General features: G+C 48.7%; 16 protein-coding genes and 2 tRNA genes. 11 read left to right on the forward strand and 7 right to left on the reverse strand.

What is annotated here, in order from left to right; translation table 11 throughout:
* Positions 1 to 116: 116 nt before the first annotated feature.
* Positions 117 to 1,979 carry an alpha-amylase family glycosyl hydrolase gene (locus FOA19_RS10655; protein WP_149090817.1) on the forward strand — a complete coding sequence of 621 codons (1,863 nt, stop codon included), beginning with the start codon at positions 117 to 119 and terminating at the stop codon, positions 1,977 to 1,979.
* Positions 1,980 to 2,271: 292 nt separating this feature from the next.
* Here FOA19_RS10655 and FOA19_RS10660 read toward each other — a convergent pair.
* Positions 2,272 to 2,343, reverse strand: a tRNA-Glu gene (locus FOA19_RS10660).
* A gap of 179 nt (positions 2,344 to 2,522) precedes the next feature.
* On the opposite strand from FOA19_RS10660, the gene gap reads away from it, so the two are divergent.
* The 3 genes from gap (at position 2,523) to FOA19_RS10675 (ending at position 4,954) form a co-directional block, all read left to right on the forward strand.
* Positions 2,523 to 3,518 (forward strand): type I glyceraldehyde-3-phosphate dehydrogenase, encoded by a 996-nt coding sequence (gene gap / locus FOA19_RS10665; RefSeq protein WP_149090818.1) that lies wholly within the window; start codon positions 2,523 to 2,525, stop codon positions 3,516 to 3,518.
* A 181-nt stretch (positions 3,519 to 3,699) separates the two neighbouring features.
* Positions 3,700 to 4,605: a diacylglycerol/lipid kinase family protein gene (locus FOA19_RS10670; protein WP_149090819.1), complete on the forward strand. Its 906-nt coding sequence runs from the start codon at positions 3,700 to 3,702 to the stop codon at positions 4,603 to 4,605.
* A 4-nt stretch (positions 4,606 to 4,609) separates the two neighbouring features.
* Positions 4,610 to 4,954: a translation initiation factor gene (locus FOA19_RS10675; protein ID WP_149090820.1), complete on the forward strand. Its 345-nt coding sequence runs from the start codon at positions 4,610 to 4,612 to the stop codon at positions 4,952 to 4,954.
* Positions 4,955 to 5,014: 60 nt separating this feature from the next.
* Here the strand turns inward: FOA19_RS10675 and kdsB are convergent, their stop codons facing one another.
* Positions 5,015 to 5,758: a 3-deoxy-manno-octulosonate cytidylyltransferase gene (gene kdsB, locus FOA19_RS10680; protein WP_149090821.1), complete on the reverse strand. Its 744-nt coding sequence runs from the start codon at positions 5,756 to 5,758 to the stop codon at positions 5,015 to 5,017.
* Positions 5,759 to 6,109: 351 nt separating this feature from the next.
* On the opposite strand from kdsB, the gene FOA19_RS10685 reads away from it, so the two are divergent.
* Positions 6,110 to 6,349: a DUF2905 domain-containing protein gene (locus tag FOA19_RS10685; RefSeq protein ID WP_223808838.1), complete on the forward strand. Its 240-nt coding sequence runs from the start codon at positions 6,110 to 6,112 to the stop codon at positions 6,347 to 6,349.
* Between the two features lie 193 nt (positions 6,350 to 6,542).
* Entirely contained in the window at positions 6,543 to 7,199 is a 657-nt protein-coding gene (locus FOA19_RS10690) for a YdcF family protein (protein ID WP_223808839.1), read from the forward strand.
* Here the strand turns inward: FOA19_RS10690 and FOA19_RS10695 are convergent.
* Positions 7,190 to 8,569 carry an NAD-dependent succinate-semialdehyde dehydrogenase gene (locus FOA19_RS10695; protein WP_190300368.1) on the reverse strand — a complete coding sequence of 460 codons (1,380 nt, stop codon included), beginning with the start codon at positions 8,567 to 8,569 and terminating at the stop codon, positions 7,190 to 7,192. The two genes, FOA19_RS10690 and FOA19_RS10695, sit on opposite strands and share 10 nt — an antisense overlap.
* Before the next feature lie 210 nt (positions 8,570 to 8,779).
* On the opposite strand from FOA19_RS10695, the gene FOA19_RS10700 reads away from it, so the two are divergent.
* The 4 genes from FOA19_RS10700 (at position 8,780) to FOA19_RS10715 (ending at position 12,368) form a co-directional block, all read left to right on the forward strand.
* A complete protein-coding gene (locus tag FOA19_RS10700; RefSeq protein WP_223808840.1) occupies positions 8,780 to 9,325 on the forward strand; it encodes an RNA polymerase sigma factor in 546 nt (181 codons plus the stop codon).
* A gap of 2 nt (positions 9,326 to 9,327) precedes the next feature.
* Positions 9,328 to 10,167 carry an anti-sigma factor gene (locus FOA19_RS10705; protein WP_149090823.1) on the forward strand — a complete coding sequence of 280 codons (840 nt, stop codon included), beginning with the start codon at positions 9,328 to 9,330 and terminating at the stop codon, positions 10,165 to 10,167.
* Between the two features lie 434 nt (positions 10,168 to 10,601).
* Positions 10,602 to 11,300, forward strand: coding sequence for a DUF2461 domain-containing protein (locus FOA19_RS10710; protein WP_149090824.1), 699 nt, complete (start codon positions 10,602 to 10,604; stop codon positions 11,298 to 11,300).
* A 183-nt stretch (positions 11,301 to 11,483) separates the two neighbouring features.
* On the forward strand, positions 11,484 to 12,368 hold the full coding sequence (locus FOA19_RS10715) for a TolB family protein (RefSeq protein WP_190300369.1): 885 nt from the start codon (positions 11,484 to 11,486) through the stop codon (positions 12,366 to 12,368).
* An 85-nt stretch (positions 12,369 to 12,453) separates the two neighbouring features.
* On the opposite strand, the gene FOA19_RS10720 is transcribed toward FOA19_RS10715, so the two are convergent.
* The 3 genes from FOA19_RS10720 to FOA19_RS10730 all read right to left on the reverse strand — a co-directional run bounded on the left by FOA19_RS10720 (position 12,454) and on the right by FOA19_RS10730 (position 15,661).
* Positions 12,454 to 13,713 carry a metal-dependent hydrolase family protein gene (locus FOA19_RS10720; protein WP_223808841.1) on the reverse strand — a complete coding sequence of 420 codons (1,260 nt, stop codon included), beginning with the start codon at positions 13,711 to 13,713 and terminating at the stop codon, positions 12,454 to 12,456.
* A 49-nt stretch (positions 13,714 to 13,762) separates the two neighbouring features.
* Complete coding sequence (locus FOA19_RS10725; protein ID WP_149090827.1) at positions 13,763 to 14,692, reverse strand: PhzF family phenazine biosynthesis protein; 930 nt, start codon at positions 14,690 to 14,692, stop codon at positions 13,763 to 13,765.
* 165 nt (positions 14,693 to 14,857) lie between these two features.
* On the reverse strand, positions 14,858 to 15,661 hold the full coding sequence (locus FOA19_RS10730; protein ID WP_223808842.1) for a DUF1206 domain-containing protein: 804 nt from the start codon (positions 15,659 to 15,661) through the stop codon (positions 14,858 to 14,860).
* Positions 15,662 to 17,377: 1,716 nt separating this feature from the next.
* On the opposite strand from FOA19_RS10730, the gene FOA19_RS10735 reads away from it, so the two are divergent.
* Positions 17,378 to 17,460, forward strand: a tRNA-Leu gene (locus tag FOA19_RS10735).
* A 91-nt stretch (positions 17,461 to 17,551) separates the two neighbouring features.
* Here FOA19_RS10735 and FOA19_RS10740 read toward each other — a convergent pair.
* Positions 17,552 to 19,114 carry an NFACT RNA binding domain-containing protein gene (locus FOA19_RS10740; RefSeq protein WP_149090828.1) on the reverse strand — a complete coding sequence of 521 codons (1,563 nt, stop codon included), beginning with the start codon at positions 19,112 to 19,114 and terminating at the stop codon, positions 17,552 to 17,554.

Raw genomic sequence — 19,114 nt, forward strand, 5'->3', positions numbered from 1 at the left:
TAAACCCTCTCCCCAGTTGTTTGTATCGGTAAACCTGATTTATGTATTGGATGATTTTTACTTTTTAAGATCAAAATTATATTGATCCCAATTTAAAAAGTTAAAGACAACGCAATATGACACAAGGTAAACTAGTGGTGCTTTTTCTGATTGTTTTTGGGATTACCTCCGTAAGCGCAAAGGCCGCTACGGACGTTTACCCTACCAATTGGTGGACAGGTATGAAGATGAACCAGATACAGTTGCTGATCCGCAGTACAGATGAGAACCTGGCCAGTAAAAAAGTAAGCATTTCTTACCCAGGGATTACCATCCTTAAAACCCACCACTTTGAAAATGCCAGGTACGTGGCTGTAGATATTTCCATTGCATCCACTTCCAAACCAGGCGTTGTAACGATAGCGTTAACAGGAAAGTGGAATACCCAAAAGATAAAGTGGCGATTGGACCAAAAGCGGGAGGGCAATGGCACTGTTTATGCGCAGGGTGTTACTTCTTCCGATTTTATCGACCTACTGATAGCGGACAGGTTCAGCAACGGTGATACTTCCAACGACCGCGTTGCAGGTATGCGCGATCAGAGTTTAAACAGAAAGGAATTATACCACCGGCACGGCGGCGATTTCCAGGGTATAATCAATCATATTGATTATTTCAAAGGCCTTGGTGTTTCTGCTCTGTGGTTGCTTCCAGTCCTTGAAAACGACCGCCCAGACAGAACTGAACATGGGTATGCTATCACCAACCATTATAAGATAGACCCGCGCCTGGGTGGGGCAGCTAAGTATAAGGAGCTGAGTGATGCCCTGCACAAAAATGGCATGAAGCTGATCATGGACGCGGTATATAACCATACTGGTTTAGAGCATTTTTTAGAAATGGACCCACCCGCCAAAGACTGGATGCACCGCTGGCCTTCTTTTACGCAGACTACTTACAGAGAACAGACGTTGTTTGACCCGTATGCCGCTCCATCTGATAAAAAGAGAATGAGTGATGGCTGGTTTGATAATGGCATGCCTGACATCAATCAGAACAATCCGTTCATGGCCAATTTTATGATACAGAACATGATTTGGTACATACAGGAGTTCGGCATTGACGGCATTCGCATTGATACCTATACTTACAGTGATCTTGAGTTTGCTAACCGATGCAACAAAGCTATTCTGGATGAATACCCTAACATCACCATGTTTGGCGAAACCCGGGTGTTCGGCACTGCCAACCAGGCTTACTTTAATGCGAATAACCTGAATTTACCGTATAAAAGTAACCTGCAGGCTTCCGTAGATTTCCAGTGCCTTTACCATGGTATTATACCTGCGCTAACAGAACCTATCAACTGGACAAACGGAGTAAACAAGCTTTATAATACTGCCAGCAATGATTTCCTTAATAAGAACCCCATGCAAAATGTATTGCTGCTGGATAACCATGATGAACCACGGTTTTTCTCTGTAGTAGGAGAAGATGTGGAGAAGCAAAAGATGGGGTACCAATGGCTGCTGACCTATCGAGGTATTCCGCAGTTATACTATGGGTCAGAAGTTTTACTAAAAGGCTTTACCAGCCCGTATGATGGGTTAGTGAGATCAGATTTTCCGGGGGGATGGAATGGCGACACTAAAAATGCCTTTACTGGCAAAGGGCTCACGCAGGATGAACGCACAGTTCAGGATTTGGTCAGGAAGTTGGGCAATTTCAGGAAAAACTCCTCTGCTATTAAATCGGGCAAGATGATGCATTATGTTCCGGTTGACGGAGTGTATGTCTACTTTAGGTATGATGATGATCAGACTATCATGTGCGTGATGAATACAGATAGCAAAGGCCATGAGCTGGATTTCAGCAAGTATGTTGAAAGAACAGGCAGTTTCACTGAGGCAGTTAACATTATCAATAATGATAAAATAAAAACCTCAGAGAGAACTTCCATCCCAGCAATGCAGATGTGGGTGCTAGAATTAAAAAAATAGGCACAAAGCGTCCGCACTCTATCCATTAGCAGGTCAGATGAATTAGCAACAAAACTACATCGCTTCACTAACTTCTTTGCGTGGTATAGCCGCCCTATGGGTCATGCTGTTTCATCTGGATGTGATTTTCTTTTCCAAGGGTTTTAGTCCTTTGGTGCCGCACGAGCTTACCGGCCTTATTACGAAAGGGTATTTGTGGGTTGAATTACCGGTAACCTAATAAAGGTGAATTGCAAAAAGGAAAAATTTGACTACAAAAAAAGCCGCTCCATTTGCATGAAGCGGCTTTTTGTAGTCCGTAGGGGAATCGAACCCCTGTTACCAGAATGAAAATCTGGTGTCCTAACCCCTAGACGAACGGACCATCTTTCGGTTTTGATGGTGCAAATATAGAAGGCCGATTTTTATCTGACAAGCATCTTTGTTAAAATAAATGCGTTTAAACGGTAATTGACTCAAAATGAGGCGGTAAATTTTTAGTTTGTTTTGCCTGTCTTAACATGTAACTTGCCGCCGTTAAACCAGAATAAAACCTTAAGTAAAATGTCTAAGAAAATAAGAGTAGCCATCAATGGCTTTGGCCGTATCGGCCGTCTTACCTTTAGGACTCTGATAGAGCACGAAAATGTAGAAGTGGTAGGTATTAACGACCTGACGGACAATGCCACCCTTGCTCATTTATTAAAATATGACTCTGTACACGGCCGTTTCAACGGAACCGTTTCTGCAGATGAAAGCAGCATTACCGTTAACGGAAACCGCATTGAGGTTTTCGCCGAGCGTGAGCCAAAGAACCTGCCTTGGGGCAAATTGGAGGTTGACGTTGTATTAGAGTCTACCGGACGTTTTGTGGACGAGAAAGGTGCTGGCGGGCACTTAGAGGCAGGCGCCAAGAAAGTGGTGATCTCTGCTCCGGCCAAAGGCAACATCCCAACGGTAGTGTTAGGGGTGAACGAAGAAATTCTAACCGGCGAAGAAACCATCGTTTCTAACGCTTCTTGTACTACCAACTGCTTGGCTCCAATGGCCAAGGTGTTGGATGAGGCTTTCGGGATTGAGAAAGGCTATATCACCACCATTCACGCGTACACCGCAGACCAAAACCTGCAGGATGCGCCGCACGCAGATTTGCGTAGAGCCCGTGCTGCTGCCTATTCTATCATCCCAACTTCTACCGGCGCTGCCAAAGCAGTAGGATTGGTATTGCCGCACCTGAACGGTAAACTAGACGGCGTGGCCATGCGCGTTCCTATTCCGGATGGTTCTTTGACTGACTTAACCGTGATCCTGAAAAGAGAAGTTACCAAGGCAGAGATCAATGCAGCCATGCAGAAAGCCGCTCAAAACGAGATGAAAGGTATCCTGGAATACACCGAGGATCCAATCGTTTCTATTGACATTGTGGGCAACCCGCATTCTTGCATCTTTGATGCCCAGCAGACGGCTGCCAATGGCACTTTGGTGAAAGTAGTAGGCTGGTATGACAACGAGTTCGGTTACTCTAACCGTGCTGCTGACCTGATTTCCCGCATCGGTTAATTTCTTAGCCGTTCAACTTATATAGAAGTGGTGCTGCCTTCCGGCGGCACCACTTTTTTTGTGTATTTTTACCAAATCGGCTTTAAAACAGAAAAGAGATTCAGACCTGGTTGCCCGCTTTCCTATTATAATGATAGAAGTCCGTCGCCAGTCTTGCGTTCTATAGAAATCCCTGCTTGCCATGGAAAAACCAACCGCCCCGGAGAAGGCTTTTTTTATCCTGAACCCTAAATCTGGGGTGCGGAACAACATATCGGTGCCCGATCTTATTGCGCAGCACCTGGATACTTCCCGCTGGACCCCGGAGCTAGTGTTCACCCAGTACGCCGGCCATGCCCCGGACCTGGCTCGGCAAGCCGCCGAAGATGGCGCGCGTCTGGTAGTGGCGGTGGGCGGAGACGGTACCGTGAATGAGGTAGCCCGGGGCTTGAAAGGCACTTCCGCAGCATTGGGCATTCTGCCCAAAGGGTCAGGGAATGGACTGGCCAGGCATTTGGGCATTCCTTTGGCATTGCCTCAGGCTTTGGCTTTGCTCAACCGGCCCACCTTTCACCGGATTGATTCCTGCGCTATCAACGGGCACCCGTTTTTCTGCACGGCCGGCATCGGGTTTGACGGACTGGTGAGTTCGGTGTTTGCCAAGAGCACCAAGCGGGGATTGAGCAGCTACGTGCAGTTGGTGGTTCGTGAGTTTCGGTCGTTCAAAGCTCAGGAAGCCACGGTGAGCATCAATGGGCGGTCGCTTTCGTCAGAGTTCTTCGTGGTGGCATTTGCCAATGCCTCGCAATACGGGAACAACGCCTACATCGCGCCCATGGCCAATATCCAGGATGGGCTCATGGATGTCTGTCTCATCCGGCATGTAGGGGTGGCCGAGGCCATTCAACTGGGGTATGGTCTTATGACCAAGCAAATTGCGCATTCCAGCCTGGCGGAGTTCCACACGTGCGCCACCGTTCGCGTACAAAGCGAAGAGCCGCAGTATTTCCACGCCGATGGCGAGTTCATTGGACAGGCGACGGAATTTGAAGTGCAGTTGTTTCCGGAGTCGTTAGAAGTGATTGCCTCCTTGGGGGCCAAAGCATAAGAATATGAGCAAAAACAAAAAGAACCGCGAGGGCGTGGTCTTCTCCACCAACCCCGATTTTGAATACGAATACCAGCAGGACCAGGAAATCCAGACGCTGCCTCCGCAGCAGCAGAACCTGCGGGTGCAATTGGACAAGAAAAGCCGCGGCGGCAAGCAGGTCACCCTCATCACCGGCTTCGTGGGTCAGGACAGTGATTTACAGACGCTGGGGAAAACCCTGAAGACCAAGTGCGGAGTGGGCGGGGCCGCCAAAGACGGAGAAATCACCATCCAGGGCGATTTTCGTGACAAAGTGCTGCAACTCTTGTTGGATCTGGGCTACAAAGCCAAGAAATCCGGCGGTTAAGGGGGGCACGGGCGTAACTTAAATGCTGCCTGTTTTAGGCCTGATTTCTCAGAATCTGGCTTAAAACCGCTTTAGATACTGCAGCGCCTTTTCTACATCCTCGGGCGTATCAATTCCAATGGTTTCCAGCTCAGTCACGGCCGTGATAATCCTGAAGCCGTGCTCCAGCCAACGCAGTTGTTCTAGCGACTCGGCTTTCTCTAGGATGGAGGGCTGCAACTGGGTTAGTTGGGCCAGCACCTCGCTGCGGTACCCGTAAATCCCGATGTGTTTGTAATAGGCATGCTTCGTAAGCCAATCTTGTTGCTCGGCACCGCGCAAATAGGGGATAGGGTGCCGGCTGAAATACAGGGCCTGTTGCTGCGCCCCGATGACTACTTTGGGGCTGTTGGGATTGAACAACTCCTCTTCTGACTGCACCGGCTTTATAAGCGTGGCAATCTGGTCCTGTGGTTGCGCAAAGCAACCTAGCACTTTGTCAATCTGCTCGGGTTGAATAAAGGGCTCATCACCTTGGATGTTGACTACTACCTCAAACTCTTCGCCCAGTTGGGTATAAGCTTCGTAGCAACGGTCGGTGCCGCTTTGGTGGTGCGCCGCGGTCATGACCACCTTCCCCCCGAAATCCACCACGTGCTGCCTGATGCGCTCGTCATCAGTGGCCACTACCACTTCCTGTAGGTTAGCGCTTTTAGCCTGTTCGTACACCCGCTGGATCATGGATTTACCGTCTAGCATCACCAAAGGCTTTCCGGGATAACGGGTCGAGGCAAATCGGGCGGGAATGATTCCAACAGCTTTCATAGGGGCAGGTCTTTTTTGGGTGGCAGGTTCTTAAACTAACGAAACAAGCTTTTGTTTGCCCAAAGATATCAATATTTCAGTAGGGCCAACTAGAAGGCGGCTTTAGGTTAGTGGCTCCATTAGATATCTCTACTTTATATAGGTAAGCAGGACTTGGTTGCCGTTTTTGGGTCGATTTTACGAAAACAGTTTTAAAACAAAGAGGAGTTCTGCTCCTCCTTAAGTTCAAATTCGGATCCCCTAATTTGTGCATTCCCAAGTAAATTGAAGTATAAAAGGATTATTGACTAATATGATTATTTGTTGATAAAATTTTATAAATTAGATAAGTATCAACATAAATCTAGCAAAATGCAACCAATGGACATGCAGCCACTCGGCAAGTTAATGATGGTCCTGGGGGTAATCATTGTGGTCATAGGAGCCATCATTTGGCTGGCAGGACCGCGCATGGGATGGTTTGGGCGCCTACCCGGCGATGTGCACATAGATCGGCGCAACTTCAAAATCTTCGCGCCTTTCACTACCATGCTGCTGTTGAGCATTCTGTTCAGTTTGGTGTTTTGGGCTATCCGCCGTTTCTTTGGGTAGTTTATCCAAAATGCATTTTTCTGCCAAGGCTAATTTTGGTAGGCCGTAGAGCGCCTGCCAGGTCTTGTGGAGATTACCTACGTTTATGTTCTTTCTGCTCTCTAAGCTCCTGCAATTTCTTGTTTCCCCTTTGCTATGGATGGTTGCCCTCTTCGTTTTAGGGTTACTTTTCAGAAATCAGGCTAAAAAACGATTGGCTTTCCGGACGGGGCTGGTATTGCTGCTGTTCTTCACCAATCCGTTTCTGAGCAACGAGGCCTGGCTGGCCTGGGAACCGGAGTCGGTGCTCATGAAAGACGTGCCGGTGTATGACGCGGGCATTGTGCTTACGGGCGTGACCGAGGTGAACAAATCACCCCATGACCGGGTGCATTACCAGGAGGGCGCCGAGCGGATTTTGGACGCCATCCAGCTCTATAAGATGGGTAAACTGAAGAAGATCCTCATTTCGGGCGGCTCTGGGGCCATCAAAGACGTGGAACGGACCGAAGCCAGTAATCTGCAACAGACTGCCCTATATGCCGGCGTGCCTGCCGGCGATATCCTGGTGGAAGAACGCAGCCGCAACACCCATGAGAACGCCCGGTTCACCAAAGAGCTGTTACAAAACCAACCCCAGCTGAAGAAGTTTTTGCTTATCACCTCGGCGTTTCACATGCGGCGGGCGAAAGGCTGTTTTGAAAAAGTGGGCCTGAAAACCGACACGTTCCCCGTCGATTTCCAGACCCACGACCGTAGTTTTCATCTAGATGACCTGCTTGTTCCTGATCCCGAGGCGCTGCAGCAATGGTCTAAGCTGATCCATGAGTGGGTGGGCTATGTCACCTACAAACTGCTGGACTATTCCTGAGGGTCGCTGACCCAGATGGTTTTCTGGTTCACAAACTCCCGGATGCCCAAATAAGATAATTCCCGGCCGTAGCCGGATTTCTTCACCCCGCCAAACGGCAGTGCCGGGTCTGAGGCCACAATGGCGTTCACGAACACCGCACCGGCCTCTACTTTGCGGGCCAGTTCCTGCCCGCGCTTGATGTCGCTCGTCCAGACGGAGCCGCCCAGCCCAAAGGGAGAATCGTTGGCGATCCGGATGGCGTCTTCCGCGTCCTCGGCCACAAACACCAAGGCCACCGGTCCAAAAAACTCCTCCTCGTACGCCGGGTTGCCCGGTTTAATATCCGTGAGGATGGCAGGGTGGAAGAGGGCTTTGTCCGGATCTGGCTGACCACCTTCCAGGTACAGTTTTGCTCCTGCGGCTACTGAGCGTTCTACCTGATCGGTGAGTTCCTGGGCTAGGTCCACACGGGCCAAGGGTCCGTAGTCAATGTCTTCGTCATTCAAAGGGTCTCCGGTGCGCTTTTTCTGCATGTTTTTGGCAAAAGCGGCCAAAAACTCTTCGGCAATGGGTTTCTCCAGAATGAAGCGTTTGGCGGCAATGCAGCTCTGACCGGTGTTGATGAGGCGGGCATTGGCCGCTTTCTTGGCCACTGCCTCCACATCGGCATCGGCTAAGACCACAAAGGCATCGGATCCGCCCAGTTCCAATACCGTCTTCTTGATCTCGTTTCCCGCCAGGGAAGCCACCTTGGCGCCCGCGCCTTCGCTTCCGGTGAGGGTCACGGCCTTCACGCGCTCGTCTTTGATGAGATGCTCCACTTCCTTGGAGCCAATGAGCAAGGATTGGAAACATCCCTCGGGGAAGCCCACTTTGTCAAACACCTCCTGAATGGCCAGCGCGCACTGCGGTACGTTGGAGGCGTGTTTCAGCAACCCCACGTTGCCCGCCATGAGCGCGGGCGCCGCAAACCGGAACACCTGCCAGAAAGGGAAATTCCAGGGCATCACGGCCAGGATAGCGCCTAGCGGCTCAAAGGAAATGAAGCTGCGCACTGCGCTGGTCCTAATCTCCTCGTCCTGCAGGAAAGCTTCGGCGTGCTGGGCGTAATAGTGGCAGACCATTGCGCATTTGTTTACCTCACCGCGGGCCTGGGCCAGAGGCTTGCCCATTTCCAGGGAAATGATTTTGGCGTAATAGTCTGTGTTGCCGGCCAACTCATCTCCGGCACGCTGCATGAGGGTAGACCGCTGCAGGAAGGACGTGGTGCGCCAGGCCTGGAAGGCATTCTGGGCTCGCTGCAGCGTTTCTTCTATCTCCTGCGCCGTGGCAGGCTCAAAAGTTTTCTCTACCTGGTTCGTATATGGGTTAATGGATTGGATAGGCATGGGGTTTTACTATATTTGGATGGGACTTTAACCGGGGGGCTGAATAACTAACTGGGGCAATGTCCGTAATAATACGGGCCATGTTCTTGCTTTTGTTTGGATGCTCCAAAACATATTCTACATAACTGGGTTAAAAGAGTTACGTAAAGCAGTGAACTTTCACTCCCCCTGCATAGTCTCCACCGCCTTTTGGCTTAATGATTTTTATTGTTGGACACAACTTTACATATTACCTCTGAAGAGGACCTGGTTGCGCAATTGCGGGCGCAAGACCAACGGGCCGTTACTCTTCTCTACCGTAACTACTCGGCGGCACTGTACGGGGTTATTCTCCGGATAGTAAAGCAGGAAGAGGTAGCGGAGGACGTCTTGCAGGAAAGCTTTGTGAAGATCTGGACCGCATTCCCAACCTATGACGAGCAGAAAGGACGGCTCTTTACCTGGATGCTCAACATTTCCCGTAATTTAGCCATTGACAAAATCCGCTCAAAGCAATATCGCGTAGGTTCAAAAACGCAGCCCATGGAAAACACCGTGACGTCGCACATGGTGAGCAGCGAGGGCATTAAGCCAGACCACATTGGGATACAGGAGATGACCCAGCAGCTGAACCCAGACCAGAAGGTGATCATAGATCTGATGTACTTCAATGGGTTCACGCAAAGTGAGGTGGCCGAAGAGCTTAATATTCCGCTGGGGACGGTAAAAACCAGGGCCCGGATGGCCATCAAGTTTTTGAGCAAATTAATCAAATAGAGTTGAATACACAGGAGTATATAGATTCAGGAGTACTGGAGCTGTACGCAGCCGGTGGTCTTACGCCCTCAGAAAGCGGAGAGGTGGAGGAAATTGCCGCCCGGTATCCAGAGGTCCACGCGGCGCTGGAAGAGTGCCTGCGCACCATGGAAGCCTATGCGCTCACCCATGCCAAAGCGCCTCGCCCTGAACTAGAAGACCAGATTCTGCGGCAGTTGCAGGCCCAAACCGCTCCCATTCACCCCAACGGGGCGCCGGTGGGCAAAGTGGTGCCGATGCATAAAGAATCCAGCACCCATTACCCAGAAAAAGAAACCAGCCGTTGGTGGCAGATAGCCGCCGTGATTTTATTATTGATTAGTGCCGGGGCCAACGTGTACCTATACAGCAACCTGAGGGAAACCCGCAGTGAATTGATCAGTGCCCGGCAAACCTCCCGCCAATACGCCCTGCAGGTAAGCCAACTTGAAACCCGCAGCCTACAGTCTGAAAGCCTTTTGGGCATGCTGCGCAATCCGCAGACCTTAGCGGTTCAATTGAACGGCGTAACCCAGCACCCAGAGGCCAAGGCCACCGTTTTCTGGAACCGCGAAACCAAGGAAGTCTACTTTGACCCTGCCAAACTTCCCGCTGCGCCCACCGGAAAGCAATACCAACTTTGGGCCCTGGCCCAAGGCAAACCCATTGATGCCGGCGTAGTCAAAGCCACCGACAGCACCCTGCTCAAGATGAAGTCCATTGAAGAAGCCCAAGCCTTTGCGGTAACTTTGGAACCTGAGGGCGGCAGCGTCAACCCAACCCTGGAGGAAATGTATGTTATGGGCAACAGCGCCGGTCGGTAGCTATTTATAGGAGTAGTTGGCTTTGCTGCTTTTAAGCCGATTTCTCCAAAACGAGCGAAAATCTACAAACATCAGAATCTATTTTGAAGGCCTCTCCTGAGGCCTTCTTTTTTTATAAGTGATTTATAAGATCATCAGGGATAAATTTCAGGCTTGGGGTTTCAGATTACACTTACCACTAGCAATTCACTTATATAATTAAGATTCAAAATAATCACTTCATGCTATAGCTAACGCCGATGAGTTAAGGGATGGAACACAGGCTGGATACTTTGCCTGAGTTGTTTGAATTTAGCTTCTGTTTCTAAAAAGGGGTCATAAAACAGCTATCCGCAAATATTCTGATCTTGGTGGTTTGCGGCAGAAGGCTGCAGAACTTACTTTGCGGAGGACTTGTTCTCACCCACGGCAAAATGCCTAACTCACGAGACCTCATGAAAAAGCACTTAGAACCTTCTACTTTAGATTTCATCCGCGATCTGCGCCTGAATAACCAACGCGAATGGTTTGAGCAAAACCGTAGCCGCTACGAGGCCGCCCGCCAGGACTTCATTACTTTCCTGAAAACCTTGCTGCAGGGAGCCGCCCAGTTTGAGCCCGCCCTGGAAGGGCAGGAGCCAAAAGACCTTATGTTCCGGATTTACCGCGACGTGCGCTTTTCCAACGATAAGCGTCCCTACAAAGACCATATCTGCGCCTACATGGCCGAAGGCGGCCGCAAAACCATCAACCCAGGCTTTTACCTGCACATCAGCCCCAATGACGGCTCTTTCCTGGCAGGTGGCGTCTGGATGCCCCCGACTCCGGAACTGAAGGCCATTCGGCAGGAAATAGACTATAACTACGAGGAGCTGAAAGCCCTGCTCAACGACCCGGCATTCAAAAAGTACTATGCGGGTTTAGCCGGCGAGAAACTGAAAACCACCCCCAAAGGCTATGACAGCGACAATCCTGCCATTGACCTGCTGCGGCACAAAAGCTGGAACACCACCTACATGCTCACCGATGAAGTAGTCACCAGCGAGCGCCTGTATGATGAGGTGCTGGCAGCCATGAAAGCAGTAAAACCGCTCAACGATTTCTTCCACCGGCCGATGAAGGAGCTGAAAGAATACAAAGCTGAGGAAGTTTAAACCAGTTTAGGAGCCGTTTTTGCCAAATGGTTTCTAAACCGTTAGAAGGCTATATTCTTTTCCTAGCTTTAAATGATTGAATAAGAAGAAGCCCCATAGATACAGAGGAGGTGAATTGTGGAAGGATTTGTCTTTGGCTTGTTGAATATGTTAATTAAAGAGCGCATTTTATCCACTTACCTGATGACCTTTAAACAAAGCCTCCTTACCATTTGCCTTGCTATGTTCGCCTTAGGTGCCGGTGCGCAGGGTATCCCAGATACCGATATCTATCTGGTCTCCCTTAAGAAGAGCAAAGAGACGGTGCAGGTAGGTACACCAGCCAACATTACCCAAAGGTCTGGCTATGACAACCAGCCAAGCTTTACCCCAGACGGCAAGTACGTTCTGTTCACCTCGCAACGCGATGGTCAGCAAACCAATATTTACCAATACTCTTTGGCGGGGAAGAAGACCGTTCAGCTCACCAATACCCCGGAGGCGGAGTATTCCCCCTTGGTTACGCCAGACGGCAAAAGCTTTTCGGTGGTGCGCGGAAAGGAGCAGCACCTATGGCGTTTTCCGCTTACCCCCGGAACCGGTGAACCGACTTTGCTGATGGCCATGCCGCAGCTCATTGGCTACCATGTCTGGTACAACCAGGATTCGCTTTTTGTGGCCGCTTTCCCCGATAATCCGCCCATGGGCATGTACCTGGCCGTACCCAGCTCGAAACAAACCATGAAACTAGAGGAATCCATCGGACGGAGCCTGCACAAGGTGCCTGGCAAACAGGCGGTAAGTTACCTGGTTCCTGTCTCAGATTCCGTGGCCGAGATCAAGCAGTTGCAGGTGAAAACCGGCGAACGCGAGAGTCTCATCCAGGCGCTGCCCGGCTCCCAAGATTATGCCTGGCTCCCGGATGGTGGTTTGCTCATGGCCCAGGGTGCTAAACTCTACCTGTACCGACCCGGCGCAGAGCGTCGCTGGAAAGAGGTGGCCGATTTCACCCGACAGGGCGTGAAGAACATCACCCGACTGGCGGTGAGTCCTAAGGGAAACTTTCTGTCCTTTGTAGCCAACCCCTAAATACCGCATTAAATGAAGAATCCGTTTCAAGCCTCTTTTATAAGAATGGGCCTGAAACGGATTTTCGTTTAAAAGAAAACCTAAGTTAAGGCTGACGGAAGATCTGGCCGCCTTTCATGACCAGGTGGACTTTCCGGAGGGCAGACACGTCCTGCGTGGGATCACCACTTACAGAAATAAGGTCGGCAAGCAGGCCGGCTTTTACCATGCCCAGTTTTTGGTCCAGGTGAAAGCGTTTGGCGTTGCCCGAGGTAGCGGCGCGGAGCACGTCCAAGGTGGGCATGCCGTAATCCACCATCAGTTCCAACTCGCGGGCATTGTCACCGTGGGTGAAAACCCCCACATCGCCTCCTACCACCATGGGCACTTTGGCGGCTAAAGCGGCTTTGAAGTTGGCGCGTTTCTGCGCAATGCGGGCCGGCTCAGGGTCTTGGCCTTTGCGCCAGCCGCCGTATTGCAGAATGGCGTCGCCAGCGGCCAGGGTAGGGCAGAGGGCTACATCTTTTTTGGCCATCAGCTTGAAGACCTCGGCGGTGGCGTTGTCGCCGTGTTCAATGGTCTCTACCCCTGCTTCAATGGCCCGGCGCATCCCTTCCGGGGTGCTGGCGTGGGCCACTACCGGCCGGCCGGCGCTGGCGGCTACCTCCACAATCAGTTTCAGCTCGGCTAAGGTGAAGGTGGGCAGGGCCTCGCCATTGGCGCCCCAACGGTAATCGGCGTACACTTTCACAAGGTCAGCGCCTTTGCCCATCTGGTCGCGCACCACGCGGGTGATGTTGTCAATACCATCGGCAGCCTCGGCGCCCTGCGGCACCTCAAACGCCGGATCGAATCCTTTAGGCCCGTAGCTGCCGGTGGCAATCATGGCTTTGCCAGCCACCAGCATTCTTGGCCCGGGGATGATGCCTTGGTCAATGGCCTGTTTTAGACCTACATCGGCGTACTCTGCCCCTTCAGAACCTAAGTCCCTAACGGTGGTGAAACCCGCCAAAAGCGTATTGCGGGCGTGTACGGTAGCCCGTGCCACCCGCAGGGCATCGGCTTCCTTCAGGACCTGATCGTTCCAAGAGGTCTCGTTATAGGGGTGTAGCAGCAGATGAGAATGGCCTTCAATCAAGCCTGGCAGCAGGGTTTGCCCCGGAAGGTCAATGGTGCGGGCGTTCAGCGGGGTGTTAACCGAAGAGGCTGGTCCGGCGGCTAGGATGCGCTCGCCCTGCACCACCACTACCCAGTTCTTCTGAATATCGCGTCCATCGAAAACCTGGCTAGGCTTCAGCACAAACACCGAGTCTGTTTTAGGGTTGTTTTGGGCAAAAACGTTTGAAAACGCCAGGACCAGTACCACAAGGGCCAGAATCTGACAAATTCGATTTATGGGTGATGTTAGAGCTTGCTTATTGCACATACCATTCTCCTTTCGCGATGAGTTGTACCTGACCGCCAACGTTTAGTTCGTATTGGTTTTCACCCTGTACCTGGCCTTGCAGTTTGATGGTGGCGTTGCGGCCAATTTCGTACCCTTGCTCTACCAGAAGGTCCAGGCTTTCTTTCCCGAAATAGGGGTGTTTGAGCAGGTAGGCCAGCAGGCACCCGTTGGCGCTGCCGGTAGCGGCATCTTCAATAACCTGTCCATTCTCCAGCGCCAGCATGCGGGCGTTCAGTTGGCGGTCCGGAGAATAGGTCTCGGGGCAAAAGAAGTACAAGGCTACGGAAAGACCATCTGCACGCTGCGTTTTGTAGAGTCCGTGCTCCTGAAGGAAGGATTGAAGCTTATCGGGTTGCAACTGAAGCCGCTGCATATCGGATAGTCTCTGGAGCGGGATGATGAGGAACGGCAAGCCGGTGGAGACCTCCTGCACCGGAAAATGAGGATGTACTACCTCTATTGGAAGTTCCAGCAGGTCCGCGATGCTTTCCTTCGGTATCGGATTACTGAAGGTGGGGTTGATTTGCCGCATCATCAGGAAGTCTGGCTTATTTTCCTGATAGGAGAGGGACACGGGAATCTGGCCTACTTTCACGTTCAAACGAAGGTCCGGAACCGCTTTTTGCAAAATGAACTGTTGAATGACATAGGCCGTGCCCAAGGTTGGGTGCCCTGCGAAAGGCACTTCATATTCCACCGTGAAGATCCTGGTGTCAAACTCATCGGCTATAGGCTCATCAGATAAAATGAAGGAAGATTCCGCGAAACCAATCTCCTGGGCTATCGCCTGCATTTGGGCCGTGGTTAAGTTGCCAGCCTGAAGAAACACCGCCAACTGGTTTCCCTTGTAAGGTGCACTGGCGAAAACATCTACTATGTAGAAAGGTAACGTTTGCATGGCCGGAAGTTAACTAGTATCTGGCGAAAGATTGACTTGACCAGTATCTGAACTACCAGGCAAGAGCGTTTTTTAGAAGTCTTTTTTAAAAGGAGGGGTAAAACAAAACCGGCGGCTGCTGTCCTTTCTAGAACAAGAGCCGCCGGTTGTCTAGGTTGCTGTAAGTTAGTCTACGGAGATATCACTGTATTTAGCCAGCACAAACATGAACACGCCGTAGCCAATTAACCCCAAGGCCACAATGCCTAATAATACATTTCCGAAGGGGGAATCTTGTAAAAAAGAGAAGGCGCTTTGGGTACCACCTGCCTCCTGTGGATTCTGCAACCAGGCCGCTCTTATAAATAGAAAACCAATAATACCAAACACAATTCCCCGTGCGGTAAACCCGGCTTGACCTGCTTTTTTCAATACATCAAACCTGTCTCTAGGCAAACCTTTAACATCCTTCATAAAGGACGCCGTAGTTCCTTTTATTAGTTGACGTATTCCATTGCCAATGGTAATTAGGCCAATCAATAACACCAACCATTTTCCGAAAGGCTGGTCCAAGAGACTTGACACTAAGTCCTTTTCTTTTGATCCTCCACTACCAGATCCACCGCCACTGCCTGATACCAATTTAAAGGCAGCAAATGCTAATGAGCCATAAATAAGCCCGCTAAAAGCGTAGGCCAATCTCTTGCCAATTCCTTTCGCGTCTGAACCTTTGTGCTCAGTGTCTTTGATAGCTTGTAAAAATCTCCAGAGACTATAGCCCACTAACCCAACTGCCAATACAGACAGTAAAAAACCTCCGGCCGGAAAGTCTTTTACCTGAGACAAAGCATCTGAACTAGAAGCCTTTTTACCTCCAATTCCGAAAGCAGCCATGGCTGTTAATGCTCCTACCAAAATGTAAATGAACCCTTTTGCAATATAGCCTGCCTTCGCAAAAGACTCAATCCAATGTTTTCTCTGCTGATTCATGTGTAAAGCTATTGGTTTCATATATTCTTATTCTACTTAAGCTTTGAACTACAAATTTATTCTCTAAAGATGAAAATTTAATAATGAACTAGTTTCCTGAAATCGTTTGATGTGCTATCGTTGCTAGCGATGTTTATCACTTTGAAGCTGTTGATGTGCTTACGAAAAGGCCTTTGGTTTGTTGAGCTGAATAAGTTTAGTTGGGTTTAGCAAAAGGGTAATTGTTTATATTACAAAAAATTTCCTAATCCAAAATTTTTAAGAATTTTGCCAAACGGGGAAATTGTCAAAAAAATTAGCAAAGCAGCTTGAAAGTGAGGTTGTGAGCCTAAACTAAATTAAAAAGTCGGAAGCTAAAGGTTAAAACGATGCTTAAAGCAGGGTGTGAAATGCCGTGATATAAACAACTGAGGATAAGACCAAGAACATTGTTGTGTTGTAGAATCTGTTAAAGTAGGCTAGAATCTGATAAGAGGCTCCCTTGAAAATGCTGAGGAATAGGTTCTATGCCCTAGGTTATGCTTCTACAACTCCCCAGGTTTCTGGTTGTAAGGCCATCACTGAATAATATATTGTTTATACGTGAAATAACTTTGTAAGTTTATTTGTGGCCATTTTCAGTATAAGATCTTAATGTATTTACCTTTTATGTTTAATGTATATCACCCTATAGCAATAACTTCTTGTAGAGGATAATTCAGACCAATTGAGTAGGAGTATTAATTAATATGGTTTAGGGTTTTAAATTTTGTGGAATAATTTTTGAGTTTAATAAATGTGTTCGTGGTGATTATATTGCCTATTGTGTTATAATTATTAAGAATTTGATAAGTATAAATAATGCATGTTTTTGAAATATTAAGCTTTAAAATTTTATATAATAATTATCGCATATACCGTATTTTATTACTTAGGCATTTGTACTTTGAAGAAGCTTGACATATTTTGTATTTAGAATGTTTTGGCTATGTTAATATGGAGTTACCAGTTTTTTATTTTAAAAAGTTATACAGAATAGAATTAGTAAATCCAAGTAATTTAAATAAAAAAGTGTTTGACATTATATTTAAAATTAAATATTTTTTATGTATTGATTTTTTTATTGTAACTATAGTTGTTTATTTGATATAAACTCATGCATGTTTTAATTAGTTAATAAGGTTGTATTATCAAATAATAAATTCAAGTAAGTTTGTCTTATGAAGTCTGTGTTAAATTGCAAGTGTCTGTGATGTTTAACTAAAGACTTTGTTTCTTCATCATATGCTTTAAGATTATTCTGTTTTTTTTATTTTTAAGACATTCTTTGGGTTGATATTATAAATGTTCAAGCTTTATTATTACAAAGAGGTTAAGGTATGGCTTTTTTTAATTTGTTTACCTTGTTAAAGTAAAGAGAGGCTTAATGGTGTATTATTCTATATATGGGGATTAACAAAAGTTTTTGTTTAATTTACTGTGAAATTAACCATGATATGTAAAATATAATTCAGGAGCCGACTTAGTAAGAATTCTTTCATATAGCTTGGACAAATGAGTCCTCCTGCAATGTACTTGGAACAGGAAAGTTTTCATCTACCATATTGCTAAATTACGCTACAGAGTACGAGAGCCTTGGGCAAGAGCTTTCAAAAGATTTTTAAAACCACTTGCAGGTAAAAAAATGATGCAATACATTTGTACCACCAAATAAGGAAAAGACCTTGTTTGTGCTTTGCGCACGTGGTGAAACTGGTAGACACGCCATCTTGAGGGGGTGGTGCCCTACGGGTGTGGGAGTTCGAATCTCCCCGCGCGCACTGTAAAACAGAAAAGCCCAATGGTTCTCCATTGGGCTTTTCTGTTTTTAGCTTGGTTTTTATAAATCGGCCTTCAAGCGGAGGCAACGGTTTATGCGTGGTTTTGCCGGAAAGGGTTCCCAGGCTTTATTAAAAGCACTTTCTCGCGTTCTACCACCACCGAGCCCGGCGTGGCGCCTTTGGGCTTCCTAACGTACTTCTTTGGGGTGTATAGGACAGGGCAGAGGCTGTCGTTCTTCCGTTTGGAGTAGAAGGCTGCCAATTGGGCTGCGGCTTCCAGTACAGGGGCTGGAAACGGTTTTCCGGGTTGGTTTTTGATGACTACGTGGGAACCAGGTACATCCTTAGCATGGAGCCAGAGATCATCTTTGTGCGTGTGCTTCAGGGTGAGCTTGTCGTTGGCTTTGGCATTTCTACCTACGAGAATCTTGAAACCCATGGTCTCAAAAACATAGTAAGGCAGATCTACCTGATTTGCGACCTGAGCAGGAGTGTGCTGTTTCAGAAAATGACGCAGTTGCTGGGCTGTCTCCAAGCTTTCCAGTTCCTGTAGTTGGCTGGTGAGGCGTTCCACTTCCTCTTCTTTACGGGAGGCTCGTTCATCCAGTAGCTGCAGTTCAATTTTCTGGTTTTTGGCTTTCCGGTATAGGCGCTCAGCGGTTTTCTGGGGCGTTTCGGTGGCGTGTAGCTTTATGAGGCGGGTAGCATCCTGGTAGAAGTCATAAAGCTCTATCTCCTTGCTGCCGGCCGGAATGTTGGTGAGGTTGGCCATGATAACATCAGCCGTTTGGGCATAAGGAGTACCATGGTGCCACTGTTCCAGTTGTTCCTGTATCTGATACCATATTTTCTGCGCGCCTTCCAGGCGGCGGCTAATTAGCTTGTGCGTAGCCGCGTAATTCTTCTGAAAGTACTCCTGAGACCGGTATTGGGGAACAAACGCATTCAGCGCCGAGATAGGGTCAGCGAAGGTCTCCAAGATCTCACCCAAAGGAAGCAGTGAGAGGCGTAACTGTTTTTGGTGGGAAATTAGGTGATAGGAGGGATTCTCCAGCATCGCCATCATTTCCTGCACCATTTCCCATTGTGCTTCGGCATCTAGCCCAGAATAGCCTTTTTCCTGCAGATAAAGCCAAGGAACATCACCTAGGGTGGGCAGCATCTTTCTTAGGTTCTGGGGCGCCTGTAAAAATGCTTCTTTCTCCAGGTGCCAGTTCTGGTCCATTTGCCGGTAGTCCAGTTCCAAGTCTTTGGTGAGTTTCCGGTGGAAGAGCTCCACGGCCACGTCATTTTCAAACAGCACTACATTGGACCGGTTCCCGAATAATTTGAACAGCAGTACCAATTGGTTCGTGAACCGGATGTAAAAGCTCCTCTCTTGCTGGTGGACACGGACTTCCAGAACCTCTTGCCCGAGTAAAATCGGGAAAAGGTCCACTGAGTTCTGCCGGGCCCGGTGAAAGGTGCTAGGGAACTGGAGGCTGGAGAAGGTGGAAGTCTGGATGGCTTTGATGTAAAATTCCCGCTCTCCTTGGAAGAAAGCCAGCATCAGCTCGTCTTTCTCTTGGCTGAAAGTTGCCTGTAAGGTATAGCCACGCAGTTCTGAGTCCAGTTTCTGGGCTAGTTTTCGTAAAAAGAAGTAATTCTGGTGCAC

Origin of the sequence: Rufibacter hautae (assembly GCF_008271695.1) — a bacterium.
Lineage (GTDB): Bacteria > Bacteroidota > Bacteroidia > Cytophagales > Hymenobacteraceae > Nibribacter > Nibribacter hautae.